This is a genomic window from Burkholderia sp. Ac-20349, assembly GCF_017104865.1.
Classification (GTDB): Bacteria; Pseudomonadota; Gammaproteobacteria; order Burkholderiales; family Burkholderiaceae; genus Burkholderia; species Burkholderia aenigmatica.
This window is the reverse complement of record NZ_JAAGPM010000079.1, coordinates 1-17352: the sequence shown is the minus strand read 5'-3', so window position 1 is coordinate 17352 and position 17352 is coordinate 1. Positions and strand designations below refer to the sequence as shown.

At 67.3% G+C, this 17352-nt stretch carries 12 protein-coding genes; 5 read left to right on the top strand and 7 right to left on the bottom strand.

Going from position 1 to position 17352, the window contains the following annotated elements; all coding sequences use genetic code 11:
• Positions 1–329: 329 nt before the first annotated feature.
• Positions 330–665, top strand: a complete 336-nt coding sequence (locus tag G3N61_RS24020) for a hypothetical protein (protein ID WP_063763464.1) — start codon at positions 330–332, stop codon at positions 663–665.
• A gap of 96 nt (positions 666–761) precedes the next feature.
• Here the strand turns inward: G3N61_RS24020 and G3N61_RS24015 are convergent, their stop codons facing one another.
• Positions 762–1082: a pyrimidine/purine nucleoside phosphorylase gene (locus tag G3N61_RS24015; protein WP_006478890.1), complete on the bottom strand. Its 321-nt coding sequence runs from the start codon at positions 1080–1082 to the stop codon at positions 762–764.
• A gap of 207 nt (positions 1083–1289) precedes the next feature.
• Positions 1290–2192, bottom strand: coding sequence for a LysR substrate-binding domain-containing protein (locus G3N61_RS24010; protein ID WP_043184386.1), 903 nt, complete (start codon positions 2190–2192; stop codon positions 1290–1292).
• Between the two features lie 182 nt (positions 2193–2374).
• Between G3N61_RS24010 and G3N61_RS24005 the strand changes: the two genes are divergently transcribed.
• Complete coding sequence (locus G3N61_RS24005; RefSeq protein ID WP_205823760.1) at positions 2375–3559, top strand: M20 aminoacylase family protein; 1185 nt, start codon at positions 2375–2377, stop codon at positions 3557–3559.
• 44 nt (positions 3560–3603) lie between these two features.
• Entirely contained in the window at positions 3604–4923 is a 1320-nt protein-coding gene (locus G3N61_RS24000; protein ID WP_043184382.1) for an MFS transporter, read from the top strand.
• An 87-nt stretch (positions 4924–5010) separates the two neighbouring features.
• Here G3N61_RS24000 and G3N61_RS23995 read toward each other — a convergent pair whose 3' ends face one another.
• The 5 genes from G3N61_RS23995 to G3N61_RS23975 all read right to left on the bottom strand — a co-directional run bounded on the left by G3N61_RS23995 (position 5011) and on the right by G3N61_RS23975 (position 10191).
• Positions 5011–6117 (bottom strand): porin, encoded by a 1107-nt coding sequence (locus G3N61_RS23995; RefSeq protein WP_205823759.1) that lies wholly within the window; start codon positions 6115–6117, stop codon positions 5011–5013.
• A gap of 63 nt (positions 6118–6180) precedes the next feature.
• Positions 6181–6600, bottom strand: coding sequence for a DoxX family protein (locus G3N61_RS23990; protein WP_043184379.1), 420 nt, complete (start codon positions 6598–6600; stop codon positions 6181–6183).
• Positions 6601–6785: 185 nt separating this feature from the next.
• Complete coding sequence (locus G3N61_RS23985; RefSeq protein WP_205823758.1) at positions 6786–8063, bottom strand: cytochrome c; 1278 nt, start codon at positions 8061–8063, stop codon at positions 6786–6788.
• Between the two features lie 2 nt (positions 8064–8065).
• Complete coding sequence (locus tag G3N61_RS23980) at positions 8066–9685, bottom strand: GMC family oxidoreductase (protein ID WP_205823757.1); 1620 nt, start codon at positions 9683–9685, stop codon at positions 8066–8068.
• Positions 9685–10191 carry a sugar dehydrogenase complex small subunit gene (locus tag G3N61_RS23975; protein WP_043184374.1) on the bottom strand — a complete coding sequence of 169 codons (507 nt, stop codon included), beginning with the start codon at positions 10189–10191 and terminating at the stop codon, positions 9685–9687. The genes G3N61_RS23980 and G3N61_RS23975 overlap by 1 nt, the downstream gene beginning before the upstream one ends.
• A 304-nt stretch (positions 10192–10495) precedes the next feature.
• Between G3N61_RS23975 and G3N61_RS23970 the strand changes: the two genes are divergently transcribed.
• Both G3N61_RS23970 and G3N61_RS23965 read left to right on the top strand, forming a co-directional pair.
• Positions 10496–16543 (top strand): MG2 domain-containing protein, encoded by a 6048-nt coding sequence (locus G3N61_RS23970; RefSeq protein ID WP_205823756.1) that lies wholly within the window; start codon positions 10496–10498, stop codon positions 16541–16543.
• Between the two features lie 10 nt (positions 16544–16553).
• A partial coding sequence (locus G3N61_RS23965) for a biosynthetic peptidoglycan transglycosylase (RefSeq protein WP_205823755.1) occupies positions 16554–17352 on the top strand: 799 nt, incomplete at its 3' end.

The window sequence follows — 17352 nt, the reverse complement described above, 5'->3', positions numbered from 1 at the left end:
TGGTGCTCATGCGACGGGGCCATCAATCAGCCATTCCACTTCGCGATCAAATAAAGAGTCGCGGCACGGCATGCAGACACATGCCGCACGCCGCGGCCGTCACATCACCACACGACCGGGCAGCGCGCCGACCACGCAACGCATGACGTCGTGCCGCACACGATGCATGCCGTACCGCAGCAAAGTACACAGCACCGGAGCCGCCATTTGGCAAGCGCGTTAACAACTTGTTTCGGAATCGCCGGAACCGTGCTCGCCTGATGCGATCTCACTTGTACGCAGTACTGCTGCGCATCCCACTCAATCAATCACGACTCGAGGGAGATAACGTGAACGCGAAATACTTACCGCTCATCGCATTGACCGTGGCATTTTCTGCTCATGCAGCCGATTCTGCCCTGCAGAACGTGGGACAAAGCCAAAAATCCGCCGACGAAGTGGCGCAGTGCATCGCCAAGACCTGGGCCGACAAGTCGCAACAACAGGTGACGTCGCAGTATGAACTGGCGAACGGCCTCGCAATGGCCGTTTATGCGCCGGGCCAGCAGCCGCCGAACGGCGCTGCCGCCATCGTGCGCCCGGCGAACGCCGCAGGCGCGAAGACCTGGGTCGGTTTCCGCGGCGGCAATGCGGCTTCCGCCGGCGATATCAACGCCTGCCTGTAAGCAGAGAACAGGCGCGCCGGAGGGCCTTGGCGCCCTCCACTTGCGACAAGCCCCGCTTCGGCGGGGCTTTTCTTTTGCTGCGCGAGTACGGGCGTGTTACAGGTAGCTGCAGACGTAATCGAGCGTCTCGAGCACTTCGATGTCGAAGCGGCTCTTGCCCGGCACCGAGAACGATTCGCCGGCACCGTAGGTCTGCCATTCGCTGCTGCCGTCGAGCTTCACGCGGCACTTGCCGGCCTGCACTTCCATCAATTCGGGCGCATCGGTGCCGAAGTTGAGCGCGCACGGCAGGATCACGCCGAGCGTCTTGCGCGTGCCGTCCGGGAAGAGCACGGTATGCGACACGCACTTGCCGTCGAAATAGACGTTCGCGCGCTTGACGACCGATACGTTGTCGAATTGGGTTGCACTGGTCATGAAATGCCTCTGATTGCTGGATGCCGGATGGCGATGTTGTTGGAGGCCGGCCGGAGCGGCGGGCCGGCCGCTATGATACCGGCTCGCGCGGCCTGCGCCTGAATGGCGTCCGCAGCGCAAGCCACGTGCCCGCCTGACGACGGCAACGCCACGCACCCAATCGTCAGGATACCGATGCAATGACTGCCGCCGCCCCTGGACACCGGTTCACCGCAACCCCTTGCGCCTCGCGGAGTCGCGCAGGCAGTCGAGCAGCATCGTCGCGGCCGGCGTGAGCGGGCTGTCGCGACGCGTGATGACCTGCACCGAGACGCCCGGCAAGCGCTCGCGAATCGGCAGCACCGCGAGCTGGTCGCGCGCCCACTCGCCCTGTAGCAGTTGCTCGGGCATCGACGCGATCAGGTCGCAACCGGTCATCAGGCTGTGCGCGAGCCCGAAGCTCGGGCATTCGACGACCCGCGCCGGCACCGGCAGCCCGTAGGCGACGAACGAATTGAACAGCACCTGCGTCGAGCTTTCCGGCGACGGGTTCATCAGCCAGTCGGCCTCGACGAGATCGGCGAGCGACGTGGCCGACGCGAGCGGATGCCCCTTGCGGGCGACGATCAGCGACCGGCTCGCATAGAGTTCCGCGTGATCGAATTCGGCGGCCAGCAGTTCGGGCACGACGACGGCCACCGCGAAATCGAGCGAGCCGTCGTGCAGGCGCGGCAGCGCAACGCCCGGAAACCCTTCGACCAGGTTGACGCGCGCCACCGGAAAGCGGCGCCGGAACGCGCGAAACGCGTCGGGCAGGATCGTCACCGCAGCAGCCGGCGTGATCGCCGCCGCGACGGAGCCCGTCATCGCGCCCTGCGCCTGTTCGATGTCGTCGCGGGCGCGCTGCATTTCGGCGACGATCAGCCGCGCGCGCACCTGCAACTGCTGGCCGAACGCAGTGAGCTGCACGCCGCGCGCGGTGCGCACGACGAGCGACACGCCGAGCGCGATCTCCAGCTCCTTGACCGCCTTCGTCAGCGCCGCCGGCGACACGTTCAGACGCCGCGCGGCCGCACGAATGCTGCCCTCTTCCGCGACGGTGACGAACGCTTTCAACTGATGGTATTTCATGGCGGCAACGCGTGATCCGTGGAAACCCTGTGCTGCGCGGCACATACCGGCTCAGGGTATTCCCGAGCGGCAACCGGTGGTGAGCACCAAAGCAATTTATCAGCTTCTGGTGGCCAAAAGAAATTTATATGCTTGCTCGTCATATGTGCGTCAAACGCCCCACCTGCCCCACAGGAGACACCATGCTGCAAGCCGTGAACCCCGTCATCCCCGGCATCGCCGCGATCGCACCCGAGCTGGTCGAGGTGCGCCGCCGCATCCACGCTCACCCCGAACTCGCATTTGAGGAAACGCTCACGAGCGATCTCGTCGCCGAGCTGCTCACCGGCTGGGGTTATGAAGTGCATCGCGGCATCGGCAAGACGGGCGTGGTCGGCGTGCTGCGCGAAGGGCAAGGCACGCGCACGGTCGGGCTGCGCGCCGACATGGACGCACTGCCGCTCGCGGAGGCCACCGGCCTGCCGTACACGAGCCGCCATGCGAACAAGATGCATGCGTGCGGCCACGACGGCCACACCGCGATGCTGCTGTGCGCGGCGCGCCACCTCGCGGCCACGCGCCAGTTCTCCGGCACGCTGAACCTGATCTTCCAGCCGGCCGAGGAAAACTTCGGCGGCGCGAAGGCGATGATGGACGACGGCCTGTTCGACCGCTTCCCGTGCGACGCGATCTTCGCGATCCACAACATGCCGGGCCGCGCGGCCGGCGACATGGCCTTCCGCACCGGCGCCGCGATGGCGTCGGCCGACCGCGTGACGATCACGTTGCGCGGCGTCGGCGGCCACGGCGCGATGCCGCATTTCGCGCGCGATCCGATGTCGGCCGCGGGCAGCATCATGGTCGCGCTGCAGACGATCGTCGCGCGCGAGGTCGATGCGCAGCATGCGGCCGTGATCACCGTCGGCAGCGTGCAGGCCGGCGAGACGTTCAACATCATTCCCGAAACCGTCACGATGAAACTGTCGGTGCGCGCGCTGAACGCCGACGTGCGCGCGCTGCTCGCGCGCCGCATCGAGGCGCTCGCGAAAGGCCAGGCGGAAAGCTTCGGCGTCACGGCGGAAGTCGACTACGACTACGGCTACCCGGTGCTCGTCAATCACGCGGAGCCGACCGCGTTCGCGGCCGACATCGCGCGCCAGATGCTCGGCGCCGAGCGCGTCGAAACCGACGCCGCGCCGTTGATGGGCAGCGAGGATTTCGCGTTCATGCTCGAAGCGCGCCCCGGCTGCTACGCATTCATCGGCAACGGGATCGGCAGCAAGGGCGGCTGCATGGTGCACAACCCCGGCTACGACTTCAACGACGATATCCTCGCGATCGGCGCGAGCTACTGGGTTCGCATCGCCGAAGCCTGGCTCGCGGTCTGACCGCCCTTCATCCCATCGTTCCGCGTCAACCGGGGAAGCCCCACATGGAAACGTCCGCCCTTTCGTTCGCCGGCACGCCGGCCGATGCACGCGCCGCCGCGAAGAAACGCCGGCTGATCGCGGCCGCCGCCGTCGGTAACGCGCTCGAGTTCTACGATTTCACGGTCTACAGCTTCTTCGCAATCCTGATCGGCAAGCTGTTCTTTCCCGTGCATTCGTCGTTCGGGCAATTGATGCTGGCGGTCGCCAGCTTCGGCGTCGGCTTCGTCACGCGCCCGCTCGGCGGGCTCGTGATCGGCATGTATGCCGACCGCGCCGGCCGCAAGAAGGCGATGATCCTCACGCTGCTGCTGATGGCGCTCGGCACCGCGACGATCGCGGTCGCGCCGACCTTCGCGCAGATCGGCCTCGCCGCGCCGCTGCTGCTCGTGCTCGCGCGCCTGCTGCAAGGGTTCGCGTCGGGCGGCGAAGTCGGTGCATCGACGACGCTGCTGCTCGAACAGGCGCCGCAGCATCGTCGCGGCTTCTACGCGTCGTTCCAGTTCTCGAGCCAGGGGCTCGCCGCGCTCGCCGGTGCGCTGACCGGCGTCGCGCTGACATCGACGCTGAATGCCGCGCAGCTCGAAAGCTGGGGCTGGCGCGTACCGTTCATCATCGGCACGCTGTTCGTGCCGATCGGCTACTGGCTGCGCCGCACCGTCGAGGAAGTGCCGGCCGCTGCGCCCGCCGCCACGCACGACGAGCCGGTCGCATCGCTGCCGCTCGCCGCCGTGCTGCGCCATCACGGCAAGGCCGTGTTCGCGGGCCTCGGCGTGACGATCGGCGGCACGTCGATCCACTACATCATCGTGTTCTACATGGCGATCTACGGCGTGCAGGTGTTGCACCTGCCGACCTGGCTGTCGATGACGGCCGGCTGCGTCGCCGGCGCGATCCTGATGCTCGTGACGCCGATCGGCGGCCATCTGTCCGACGTCTACGGGCGCAACCGGATCGTCTGGTGGACGCGCATCGTGCTGATGGCCGCGATCTACCCGGCGTTCATCGCGCTGAACCGCTGGCCGGGCGCCGTGTCGCTGCTGTCGATCATCGCCGCGCTGTCGATCGTGCACGCGATCAACATCGGCGCGACGGGCGCAATGCTCGGCGAACTGTTCCCGCGTGCGGTGCGCGCCACCGGCGGCGCGCTCGTGTACAGCATCGGTGTCGCGATCTTCGGCGGCTTCGCGCAATTCTTCGTCACGTGGCTGATCGCGGCGACCGGCAATCCGAATGCGCCTGCGTGGTATGCGATCGGGTGTGGTGCGATGACGCTGCTTGCCGTGCGCTGCATGGATGAGAAGGCCGGGAAGGCGCTGGACTGACCGGTGGCCGATGCGGCCGCGTGCCGCAAACGAAAAAAGGCACGGGTTCGACTACCCGTGCCTTTTGCGTCTCTGGCGTTGCCCCGCTCAGAACGTATGCATCATCCCCACATACGCCCCCGTCTGCGACTCACCCGTCATCGGGCTCGTCCCCGACGTCGCATCACGCGGTGTCGCGAGCAGCGAGAAGTTCGAGTTGCCGCCGTTGCGCACATACGCAACCGTCCCGTACAGGAACGTGCGCTTCGACAGGTTGTACGTGGTGCCGAGCACGTACATCATCGCGTGCCCCGACGGATCGTGCGACGCATCGCCGCCGCCATCGCCCACCTTCACGTAGTACCCGCCGCCCGTCACCGCCCATTGCGGGGTCGCCGAATAGGTCGCGCCGAGCCAGTAGTGATCGGCACGATCGGCCACGCCGGCCGGGCTGTCCGGTGCCTGGTAGTGCGTATACGCGCCCTGGATCTTGAACTTCGACACCTTCACGTTCGCCCCGACAAAATACTCGCGCGACGCGGTGAAGATGTTGCTGAACTTGCCGTTGTTGTCGCGCAGCTCGTCGTAGATGCCGCGCACGTCGAGCAACGGCGAGTGGTACGAGATCATGACCCCGTCCGAGCGGCCGAAATCGTCGGCCGCGCCGTAGTTGAAGCCGCGCGACTGGTTGCCGAACGCGTATTGCGCCTGCACGTCGAAGCCGCCGATCACCGGGCTGTGATACTCGATGTTGTTGCTGGTCTGTTGCCAGTTACGGCCGCGCACGAGCGATGCCGACGAAAACGCCTGCTGCACGAACGGGTCGAATTCCCACACGCCGTCGCTGTCGATGAACAGGTTGCGGCCGGCCTGCAGCTGGCCCCACGTGTTGCTCTTCAGCCCGACGTACGCACGCCGCGACCACATGCGGCCGCCGCCCGTCTGGCCGTTCATCACCTGGAACGCGGTTTCCAGGTTGAAGACCGTCGACAGCCCGCCGCCGAGATCCTCGATGCCCTTCAGCCCGAACATGCTGGTGCCCCAGTCGCCGCTTTCGGCGCTCCAGCGGGTCCCGCTGCCGCCGTTCGGCTTCGCGATGTGGTTCAGGTATTCGATGCCGCCGTCGACGCGGCCGTACAGCGTCACGCTCGTCTGTGCAAAAGCGGCCGCCGGTGTGGCGGCCGCAATCAGCCATGCGAAATGTTTGAGTCGCAAAATGATGCCCCCTCGAAGTCTCGACCGTCCGGCGCGTGCCCCATGCGCGCGCCCCGGGTCCGCTTATCCGCGATCGATCGAAAAACGCCCGGGGCCCGCCGCGCAAAGCGCGAGCAGGCCGCCGGCGATCGCGATGTTCTTGTAGAAATGAATCATGTTGTCGATCTGCTCGCCGCCCGTCATCGTCCAGTAGTGGTGGCCGATGATGCCGGTGCCGATCGTGTAGAGCGCCAGCAGCAGCGCGAGCGCACGTGTCTGGAAGCCGACCAGGATCGCGATCCCGACGACCAGCTCCATCACGACGGAGATCGCGGCGGAGATGATCGGCGCGGGCGCGCCCTCCGAACCCATGAACGCGATGGTGCCATGGAAGTCGATGATCTTCTTCCAGCCGAACATCACGAACAGGATCACGAGCAGGATCCGGGCAAGCAGCAGCAGCACATCGCGCTGAGACGCGAGAAACGGTTGATTCGGTGTCATGGTGTCGATCAACGAAAACGATGCGCGAAGCCGAAACAGCCCCGGCGCACCGGATTGCGAATGAACCAGGACGGGCGGCCGCCTGCGCCGCCCGCCCCGCTCTGCAACAACCGGCATCGGGCAACGACCCGATGTGCTGTGCTCCTCCTCTTGTCAGTTATCGCCCTGCTTCGTCGCGCGCCGCATCAGCGCAGCTTCGCGACGTCCTGCTCGGTCACCTTCGCGGCCGGATTGCCGAACTGCCCGGTCAGGTAGTTCGTCAGCGCGGCGATCTGCGCATCCGACAGCTCGTGACGGAACGCCGGCATCCCGACGTCCTCGCTGCCGGCCTTGCGCTGCACGCCGTTCAGGATCACCTGCACGAGGTTGGTCGGATTCGATGCGCCGACCGTCGAGTTGTGGAACAGCGGCGGGTAATAGCCGTCCGGCGTGCCCTTGCCCTGCATCTGGTGGCAGGTCGCGCAGTTGCCGAGATAGAGCCGTGCCGGATCGATGCCCGACGACGCGAGCGCGACGCCGCGCAGCTTCAGCCCGTCCTCTGACGGCTTGCCCCACGACGCGCGCGACTGCTTCGCATCGTCGCTGGCGACTGCCGGCACCGTGCGAATGTACGTCGAGATCGCGCCGATGTCGGCTTCCGTCATCTTCGAGAAGCTGTGCTCGATCGCCTCGGCCATCGGGCCGGCCGCCTGCGCGAGACCCGGCACGCTGCCGGTGCGCAGGTACTGGACGAGCTGCTGCTGCGTCCAGCCGCCGATCCCCGCGTTGGCGTCGGACGTGATGTTGTAGCCGTCCCAGCCCGCAAGCACCGAGCCCGACAGGAAGCTGCCGCCCGTCTCGTCGAGCGACTTCTCCTGCATCGCGATGCCGCGCGGCGTGTGGCACGTGCTGCAGTGAGCCAGACCCTGGACGAGATACGCGCCGCGGTTCCACTCGGCGCTCTGCGCCGGCTTCGGCTCGTACGCGCCGTCCTTCAGGAACAGCCAGTTCCAGATCTTCAGCGGCCAGCGCATGCTCAGCAGCGCCGGGATCTCGTTCTTCGGCGGCGCCTGCTTGACCGGCTCGACGCCGTGCATGAAGTACGCGTACAGCGCCTTCACGTCGTCGTCGTTGATCTTCGCGTACGACACGTACGGCATCGCCGGATACAGGTTGTCGCCGCTCTTCGACACCCCGTGGCGCACCGCGCGCTCGAAGTCCTCGGCCGACCAGTTGCCGATGCCCGTGTCGGGATCGGGCGTGATGTTGCTCGTGTAGATCTTGCCGAGCATCGGGATCGGCATGCCGAGACCGCCCGCGAACGGCTTGCCGCCCTTCGCGGTGTGGCACGCCATGCAGTCGCCCGCGACCGCGAGATATTCGCCGCGCTTGACCAGCGCCGGATCGGCCGCGTCGGCCGCGCGTGCGAGCCCCGGCAGCGCGAGGCAGCCGGCCAGGAGGAAGGTGAGAGTAGATTTCCGCACGGTCAGACTTCCTTCTTCAGCGTGTCCGACATCCGCAGCGCGAGCGCCGCGATCGTCAGCGTCACGTTCACCGTACCGACGGTCGGCATCGTCGAGCTGCTCGAGATGAACAGGTTCGGATGGTCGAACGTGCGGCAGTCCTTGTCGACGACCGAGTCGCGTGCATCCGCGCCCATGATCGTCGCGCCCGTGATGTGGTTGTTCGGCGCGAACTCGTCGTTGAAGACGACTTCGGTGCCGCCCAGCACCTTCGCGGCCGTCGCGTAGACCTCGCGCGTATGCACGGCGCCGCGCTTCACGTAGTCGTCGATCGCGTAGGTGATCTCGGGGCGCGGAATGCCGATCGCGTCGGTGGCCGTCTTGCTCGGCACGATGCGGTTCTCGGGCTGCGGCAGGATCTCGTGGAAGCAGTCGAACTGCACGAAGCGCGCGGAACGGTCGCGGATCTGCGCGTCGAGCTCTTCGGGCTTCATCAGCTTGCCGCCCTTGAAGATCTTCTGCGTTTCCTGGTTGATGCGCGACATGTTCGACAGGTGGATCTTCTTCGCGGCTTCGGTCGCGCGGAACGGGCCGTCACGGAAACCGATCAGCGACGTCATCTCCTGCGGGCCGCGTCCCGGCCACAGCTTCTCGTTCGCGTAGAACGACACGCCGGTGCCCGGGTGGTCCATCAGGTTGCGGCCGACCATGTCCGAGCTGTTCGCGACGCCGTTCGGGAAATCGCGGTTCGCGGACATCAGCAGGATCTTCGGTGTCTCGATGCCGTTCGCGGCAATCACGAAGTACTTGCCTTCGACGCGATGGTCTGCGCCCGTCTTGTCCTTGTAGACCGCGGCGGTAATGCGCTTGTCCGGCCCGGTCTCGAGCTTGTAGACGACCGCGCCGTCGATCAGCTTCGCGCCGGCCTGCTCGGCTTTCTCGACGTGCACGATGCCGTTGTACATCGCGCCGATCGGGCAGATCGGCATGCAGTTGTTGTTCCCGCAACAAGTCGGCCGGCCGTCGTACGGGCGGCTGTTGCGTGCGACCGGCTCGGTCACCACGTGGAACTTCGGGTCATAGCCGTTGAGCGCGCTCTTGATCGTCTGCTCGTTGAACGACAACGGCAGCGGCGGCATCGGGTACGGTTCCTTGCGCGGCGAGTACAGGTCTTCCTCGGGGCCCGGGCCCCACACGCCGAGTTCCTCTTCGGCGCGCTGGTAGTAATGCTCGATGTCGTCGTACTGGATCGGCCAGTCGCGGCCGACGCCGTACACCGTCTTCATCTTGAAGTCGTTCGGGATGAAGCGCCACGCCGACGCGGCCCAGTGCCACGTCGTGCCGCCCACCGCGCGGATGTACTGCGAGTTGAACTTGTGCTCGCCCTTCAGGATCAGGTAGTCGTTCGGCGGGCCGTATTCCGGATGCGGCGCCCATGCGCTCGACGGGTACGGCGCCATGAAATCGGTCTTGTCGACCTGGTTGCGGAAGCGCTCGACGATTTCCCAGCGCGGCATGCGCGGGCCGGCTTCCAGCAGGATCACCGACTTGCCCGCCATCGCGAGCTGGTGTGCGACGATCGCGCCTGCGACACCCGACCCGACGACGACGACGTCGGCCTTCTGCGTATCGGTATCGGCCATCAGGCTTGCCTCTCGATCGGTTTGTCGGCCCAGAAGCCGGGTTTGTTGGGGCAATACGACGGGATCACCAGCGTATCGGATACGACGCTGAACATTAATGCTTCTTCGTAGGTAATCACGACGTTGTCCACGATACCGAGATACCACGCTTCAAGAATCTTGAGCGCGAGTGCTTCCTGATCGGGATTCAGCGAACCGGACGCGAGTGCGCCGGCGAGTTGCGGCAGGCTGTCGGCCGTCTTGAACGAGCCCTTCTGCAAGGCCTGCAGGAAGCGCTGGCCGAGCACGCGGCTCAGCCCCTTCTTGCCGGTCAATGCTTCGGAGAGCGTCATGAACGTATCGAGCGGCGCGGTGCCGGGATCGTCGGCCAGGGCCCGCATCGCCAGCGAGCCCGTGAGGCCCGCCGCCGTCAGCGCCAGTGCGCCCTGCAGCCATTGACGCCGTGTGATGCCTGTTACGGCTGCGTCGCCAGTGCGACGCGAGTGGGGAGTGTTGTCGTTGTGCATGTTTCCTTCTCTCGAACACCGGATTCGGGAAAACCACGCTTGATATTTCTCAAACATTGGCGCGGACCTGAAATGTACGCGCACAAATCGGATCGAACAATCTTTTTATAGTCCATTAAATGTTCCGCCATCCGAGACAATCGACATTTCGCTGCATTTTTGTGTCGTTGGCGCGACAAATCTGCGGCACGCACATCGTTGTCGTACGCCGACGACACACTGTGCAGCGCGATGCGCGCGCATGTCGGTCGGTTAGAATCCCGTGCAATCAAACAGAAAGCTTCCCTCCGAGGGCAATCGAGCGATGAAGCAGCACGACAAACAGAACAAAGCGAAACGAACCCACCACACCACCCGGCTGCTCTGGCGCATCGGCGCCGTCGCGGCGCTCGGCGGCGCCACGGCGCTGTCGCTGCATGCGGGCGCGGCGCGCACGGTGAGCGTATCGCCGCAAGGCACCGTCACCGAGGTCCGGCAAACCGTCGTCAAGTTCGACGAACCGATGGTCGCGTTCGGCTCGGCCTCCGCGCCGAATCCCGCACGCGTCACCTGCAACGATTCCACGGCCGCGCGCGGCCAGGGTCACTGGCTCGACGACAAGACCTGGGTTTACGATTTCGAAAACGACCTGCCGCCCGGCGTGCGCTGCGCGGTCGCGCTCAACGACACGTTGCGCTCGGTCGCCGGCAATGCGGCCAGCGGCCCGCGCCGCTTCACGTTCCAGACGGGTGGTCCGTTCCCGGTGAGCGTCCGCCCCGGCTCGCGCGAGATCGAGGAACGGCAGATGTTCGTGCTGAAGCTGAACGGCCCGGCCGAACCGCGCTCGGCGCTCGCGAACATCTGGTGCGAAGCGGCCGGCATCGGCAACCGCATTCCCGTCACGGCCGCCGACGACGATGCGCGCAACGCGCTGCTCGATCACTTCGGGCTGAAGAAGGATGCCGCGCGTGTGCTGACGCTGTCGTGCGCGCAGGCGCTGCCGGCGAGTGCCAAGATGCAGCTCGTCTACGGCAAGGGCGTCACGAGCCCGAGCGGGATCCCGAACGAAACGGAACGGCGCTTCGATTTCACCGTGCGCGCACCGTTCGCCGCGAGCTTCTCGTGCGAACGCGAGAACGCAAAGGCGCCCTGCACGCCGCTGCGCCCGCTCACGCTGTCGTTCAACGCGCCGATCTCGCGCAAGAACGCCGAGGCGATCAAGCTGCGCGGCCCTGACGGTTCGCTGTCGCCGACCTTCGCGGCCGACGACAAGAGCGAGGAAGTCACCACCGTCACGTTCAACCCGCCGCTGCCCGAGCAAGCCGGCCTGACGATCGAATTGCCGTCGGGCCTGCGCGACGTGACCGACCGCTCGCTGTCCAATGCCGACCTGTTCCCGCTTGCGACGCGCACCGCGCCGATGCCGCCGCTCGCGAAGTTCTCGTCGGGCACCTTCGGGATCGTCGAGCGCTTCGCCGAACCCGATACGCCCGCGCTCGTGCCCGTCACGCTGCGCAACGTCGAGGCCGACCTGCATATCGACGGCCTCAACACCCAGGGCGCGCAGTTCTCGAACCTGAAGGTCGACGACGACACCGCGATTCGTCAGTGGATGCGCACGGTCGACCGCTTCGACAACTGGTCGATGACGGCCGGCTCGATCGACAGCCAGATTCCCGGCCTGCTCGAACGCAAGGGCCAGCACCCCGTCTACGTGCCGCGTGAAGCCGGCGAGAAGGCGCCTGCGCCGAAGGATCGCCGCATCGACGTGCGCTCGCTGACGCTGCTCAAGGGCCAGCCCGGCGTGCAGGCGCTGACGCTGCCGAAGGCGGACCCGAAGGCACTGCGGCCGTTCGAAGTCGTCGGCGTGCCGATCGACAAGCCCGGCTTCTACGTGCTCGAACTCGCGTCGCCCGCGCTCGGCCGCTCGCTGCTCGCGAAGCCGTCGAGCATGTACGTACGCACCACGGTGCTCGTCACCAACCTCGGCGTACACCTGAAACAGGGCCGCGAAAACAACCTCGTGTGGGTCACGACGCTCGACAAGGGCAAGCCGGTGCCGAACGCGCAGATCCGCGTGTCGGACTGCAACGGCGACGAGATCGCGTCCGGCACGACCGATGCGCAGGGCCTGCTGAAGATCGACGGCGCGTTCGAATCGAAGCGCGCCTGCAGTTCGTCCGATTCGGAGCAACGCTTCGACGACTACTTCGTGTCGGCCCGCGTGAACGATCCGAAGACGGGCCCCGACATGGCGTTCGTCAGGTCGGGCTGGAACCGCGGGATCGAATCGTGGCGCTTCAACGTGCCGACCGACACCGACAGCGCGCGGACCGTGCGCGCGCATACGGTATTCGACCGCACGCTGCTGCGCGCGGGCGAAACCGTGTCGATGAAGCATTTCATCCGCACCGAGACGCTGCAGAGCCTCGCGTTCCCGGCGCAATACCCGACGCGCGTGACGATCCGCCATCTCGGCACGGGCCAGACCTACAAGCTGCCGCTCACGTGGGCGGCCGACCACAGCGCGGACACGCAGTTCACGCTGCCGGCCGCCGCGAAGCTCGGTGAATACAGCGTCGAACTCGAAGGCGGCCCGGAAGATGCGCCAACCGCCACCTATTACAGCGGCAGCTTCCGCGTCGAGGCGTTCCGCCTGCCGGTGCTGAAGGGATCGATCGGCGCACGCGACGCGCAGAAGAGCCCGCTCGTCGCCGTGAAGGAAGCGCCGCTCGCGGTGCAGATCGACTACGTGTCGGGCGGCGGCGCATCGAACCTGCCCGTGCAGGTGTCGGCGCTGATGAAGTGGGCCTCGCCGCCGTTCGCGGATCGCTTCGAGGATTTCAGCTTCACGCCGTATCGCCCCGAAGCAAGCGACGGCAATGCCGACGACGATTCGCAGGACGGCGACAACGCATCGGCGTCGAACAACGATCCCGACGCGACGAAGCTGATCGCCGACAAGCTGCCGCTGACGCTCGACCGCAACGGTGCGGGCTCGGTCACGCTCAAGGGCCTGCCGGACGTCGACGCACCGAAGCGCATCGCGCTCGAAGCGACGTTCGCCGACCCGAATGGCGAAGTGCAGACGATTCGCGGCGACACGATCCTGTGGCCGGCCGCGGTGGTGGCCGGTGTCAAGGCGGGCCGCTGGGTATCGGTCGGCCAGCACGTGCCCGTGCAGGCACTCGCGGTCGACCTGCAAGGCAAGCCGCGCGCGTCGGTGCCGATCGAGATCAAGGGCGTCGCGCACATCACGACGTCGTCGCGCAAGCGGATGGTCGGCGGCTTCTACGCCTACGACAACAAGAGCGACACGCGCGACCTCGGCGTACTGTGCTCGGGCAAGACCGACGACAAGGGCCGCATGGCCTGCGACGCGACGCTCGAACAGGCCGGCAACGTGCAGCTGATCGCGGTGGCCAAGGACGGCGACGGCCGCACGTCGAACGCATCGACGTCGGTGTGGGTCACGCGCGAGGACGAGCTCTGGTTCGGCGGCGACAACACCGACCGGATCGACGTGATCCCGGAGAAGACCTCGTACGAACCGGGCGAAACCGCCCGCTTCCAGGTGCGCATGCCGTTCCGCTACGCAACCGCGCTGGTGGCGGTCGAACGCGGCGGCGTGATGGAAACGCACATCGTCGAGCTGAACGGCAAGAACCCGACGGTCGACCTGAAGGTCGGCGAATCGTGGGGGCCGAACGTGTACGTGTCGGTGCTCGCACTGCGCGGCCGGATTCGCGAAGTGCCGTGGTACTCGTTCTTCACGTGGGGCTGGAAGGCACCGGTCGAATGGGCACGCGCATTCTGGCGCGAAGGCCGTCACTATGAAGCGCCGACCGCGTTCGTCGACCTGTCGAAACCCGCGTTCCGCTACGGCCTCGGCGAGATCAAGGTCGGCACGGGCGTGCACCGCCTCGGCGTGACCGTGACGACCGACGCGACGCGCTACACGGTGCGCAGCAAGGCGCAGGCGCACGTGAAGGTGACGCTGCCGAACGGCCAGCCCGCACCGGCCGGCACGCAGATCGCGGTCGCGGCCGTCGACGAGGCGCTGCTCGAACTGATGCCGAACAACAGCTGGGATTTGCTCGACGCGATGCTGCGGCGACGCGCGTACGGCGTCGAGACGGCCACCGCGCAGATGGAAATCGTGGGCCGCCGCCACTTCGGCCGCAAGGCCGTGCCGGCCGGCGGCGGTGGCGGCAGCGCGCCGACGCGCGAGCTGTTCGACACGCTGCTGCTGTGGAATCCGCGCGTGACGCTGGATGCCAATGGCAGCGCAACCGTCGAAGTACCGCTGAACGACGCGCTCACGCGCTTCCGGATCGTCGCGATCGCGGCGGTCGGCCCCGACCGCTTCGGCACCGGCAGCACGTCGATCCGCAGCACGCAGGATCTGCAGCTGATCTCCGGCCTGCCGCCGCTCGTGCGCGAAGGCGATGCGTTCCGCGCGCAGGTCACGCTGCGCAACACGACCGACCGCGCGATGCAGGTCGTCGTGACGCCGCGCGTGACGGGTGTCGAGGTCGCACCGCAAACTGTATCGCTCGCGGCCAACACGGCAACCGAAGTCGCGTGGACGATCACCGTGCCCGAACAGGCGATCGACACGGCCGGTGCGCTGAACTGGCGCATCGAAGCAGCCGAGCAAGGCGGCAAGCGCGCATCCGACGCGCTGGCGGTCGCGCAGAAGGTCGTGCCCGCGCTGCCGGTCACGGTCCAGCAGGCGACGCTCGCGCAAGTCGACGGCACGCTGACGGTGCCGGTGGCCTCCCCGGCCGGCGCCGCGAACAACGCGCAAGGCCTGCCGCGCGGCGGCATCGCGGTGTCGCTGCAGTCGAAGCTTGCCGACGGGCTGCCCGGCGTGAAACGCTGGTTCGAACGCTATCCGTACCGCTGCCTCGAACAGCAGACCTCGCGCGCGATCGGCCTGCGCGACCCGGCGCAATGGCAGGCGCTGATCGCCCGCATGCCCGTCTATCTCGACAGCGACGGGCTCGCGAGCTACTTCCCGCCGTCGTCCGACGATTCGCACGCCGGCAGCGCGACGCTGTCGTCGTACCTGCTCGTGGTGTCCGACGAGGCGAGCCGTCTCGACCCGCGCTTCGCGCTGCCGGAAGACCTGCGCACGCAGCTCGAGGCCGGGCTCGCGCGCTTCGTCGACGGCCGCCTCGAGCGCAACGCGTGGGCGCCGCGCCAGGATCGCGACCTGCGCAAGCTCGCCGCGATCGAGGCGCTGTCGCGCTATGGCGCCGCGCAGGGCCGCATGCTCGGCTCGATCGAGATCGCGCCGAACCAGTGGCCGACCTCGGCGGTGATCGACTATCACGCGATCCTGACACGCGTGAAGGACATCCCGCAACGCGATGAGAAACGCGCGCAGGTCGAACAGATCCTGCGGGCACGCCTCACGTACCAGGGCACGCAGCTCGTGTTCTCGACCGCGCGCGACGACGACCTGTGGTGGCTGATGACCAGCAACGAGACCAACGCGGCACGTCTCGCGCTGGAATTCGCAGGCGACCCGGCGTGGAAGGACGAGATGCCGCGCGTGACGGCCGGCCTGCTCGCATTGCAGCGCCAGGGCGCATGGCAGACGACCACGTCGAACGCGCTCGGCCTGCTCGCGGTCGAGCGCTTCTCGCGCACCTACGAGAGCACGCCGGTGGCCGGCGCGACGAAGGTCGCGCTCGGCGGCGACGAGCGCACGATCTCGTGGTCGCAGGCATCGGCACCCGCGCCCGTTGACACGCCGGCGTCGGCCACCCCGGCCACCCGCGCCGCCGCGGCCCGCAGCGTGATGCTGCCGTGGCCGCGCGCGTCGCAGGCGCCGGCCACGCTGTCCGTCACGCAGGACGGCACGGGCCGCCCGTGGGCCACGATCGAAAGCCTCGCGGCGGTGCCGCTGCGTTCGCCGTTCGCGGCCGGCTACCGGATCACGAAGACCGTCACGCCCGTGTCGCCCGCCGTCAAGGGCGTGCTGACCCGCGGCGACGTCGTGCGCGTGCATCTCGACATCGATGCGCAGAGCGACATGACGTGGGTCGTCGTCAACGATCCGGTGCCGGCCGGGTCGACGATCCTCGGATCGGGCCTCGGCCGCGACTCCGAAGCCGCGACGCAGGGCGAGAAGACGCCGGACGGCGCGTGGCCGACGTTCATCGAGCGCGACTTCGACGGCTACCGCGCGTACTACGACTATCTGCCGAAGGGCAAATTCTCGGTCGAGTACACGGTGCGGCTGAACAACGTCGGCACGTTCGGGCTGCCGCCGACGCGTGTCGAGGCGCTGTACGCGCCGTCCGTGTACGGCCTGTGGCCGAACCCGCCGATGACCGTGAAGGCGGCCGACGCGGGCAAGTAACGAGACCGTGATGATCGATCTGGTATTGCCGCGGCCGGCGCGATTCGCCGGTCGCGTATTGGTCGCCATCGTGCTGGCCGCGCCGCTCGTCGCGCATGCGCTGCCGAGCTACGACGAAGTGCGCCGCAACTGGCGCAGCTCGGACTGGGTGCTGCTCGCGCGCGACGGCACGCCGCTGCAGCGCACGCGCGTCGACCTCACCGAACGGCGCGGCGACTGGGTGTCGCTCGCCGACGTGTCGCCCGCGTTTCGCGAAGCGATCGTCGTGTCCGAAGACAAGCGCTTCTATGAACACAGCGGCGTCGACTGGCGCGGTATCGCCGGGGCCGCGTGGGGCAACCTGTGGAACGAGCGCACGCGCGGCGCATCGACCGTCACGATGCAGCTCGCCGGGCTGCTCAGCGATTCGCCGCGCCGGTCGGGCCAGCGCTCGCTGCCGCAGAAGGCGTCGCAGGCGGTCAACGCGCTGCTGCTCGAACGCGGCTGGCGCAAGGACCAGGTGCTCGAGGCGTACCTGAACCTCGTGCCGTTCCGCGGCGAGACGATCGGCCTCGGCGCGTTGTCGCAAGTGCTGTTCGGCAAGGCGCCATCGGGCCTCGACGCACGCGAAGCCGCGATCGCGGCCGCACTCGTGCGCGCGCCCAACGCAACGCCCGCGAAAGTCGCCGAGCGCGCGTGCCGGATCCTGCGCGACATGCATGCCGAGCAGGCCTGCGCTTCGCTCGACGGCTACGTGCAACTCGTCACCGCGCGTCCCGCCAGCGCCGCGCGCGACGACGGCGCCGCGCTCGCCCCGCACTTCGCGCGGC

What these genes read in the sequence shown, in the direction of transcription:
- G3N61_RS24015 (WP_006478890.1), bottom strand. Translation starts at nt 1,082, where the DNA reads ATGACCAGTGCAACCCAATTCGACAACGTATCGGTCGTCAAGCGCGCG.
- G3N61_RS23980 (WP_205823757.1), bottom strand. Translation starts at nt 9,685, where the DNA reads ATGGCCGATACCGATACGCAGAAGGCCGACGTCGTCGTCGTCGGGTCG.
- G3N61_RS24000 (WP_043184382.1), top strand. Translation starts at nt 3,604, where the DNA reads ATGGAAACGTCCGCCCTTTCGTTCGCCGGCACGCCGGCCGATGCACGC.
- G3N61_RS24005 (WP_205823760.1), top strand. Translation starts at nt 2,375, where the DNA reads ATGCTGCAAGCCGTGAACCCCGTCATCCCCGGCATCGCCGCGATCGCA.
- G3N61_RS23970 (WP_205823756.1), top strand. Translation starts at nt 10,496, where the DNA reads ATGAAGCAGCACGACAAACAGAACAAAGCGAAACGAACCCACCACACC.
- G3N61_RS24010 (WP_043184386.1), bottom strand. Translation starts at nt 2,192, where the DNA reads ATGAAATACCATCAGTTGAAAGCGTTCGTCACCGTCGCGGAAGAGGGC.
- G3N61_RS23975 (WP_043184374.1), bottom strand. Translation starts at nt 10,191, where the DNA reads ATGCACAACGACAACACTCCCCACTCGCGTCGCACTGGCGACGCAGCC.
- G3N61_RS23990 (WP_043184379.1), bottom strand. Translation starts at nt 6,600, where the DNA reads ATGACACCGAATCAACCGTTTCTCGCGTCTCAGCGCGATGTGCTGCTG.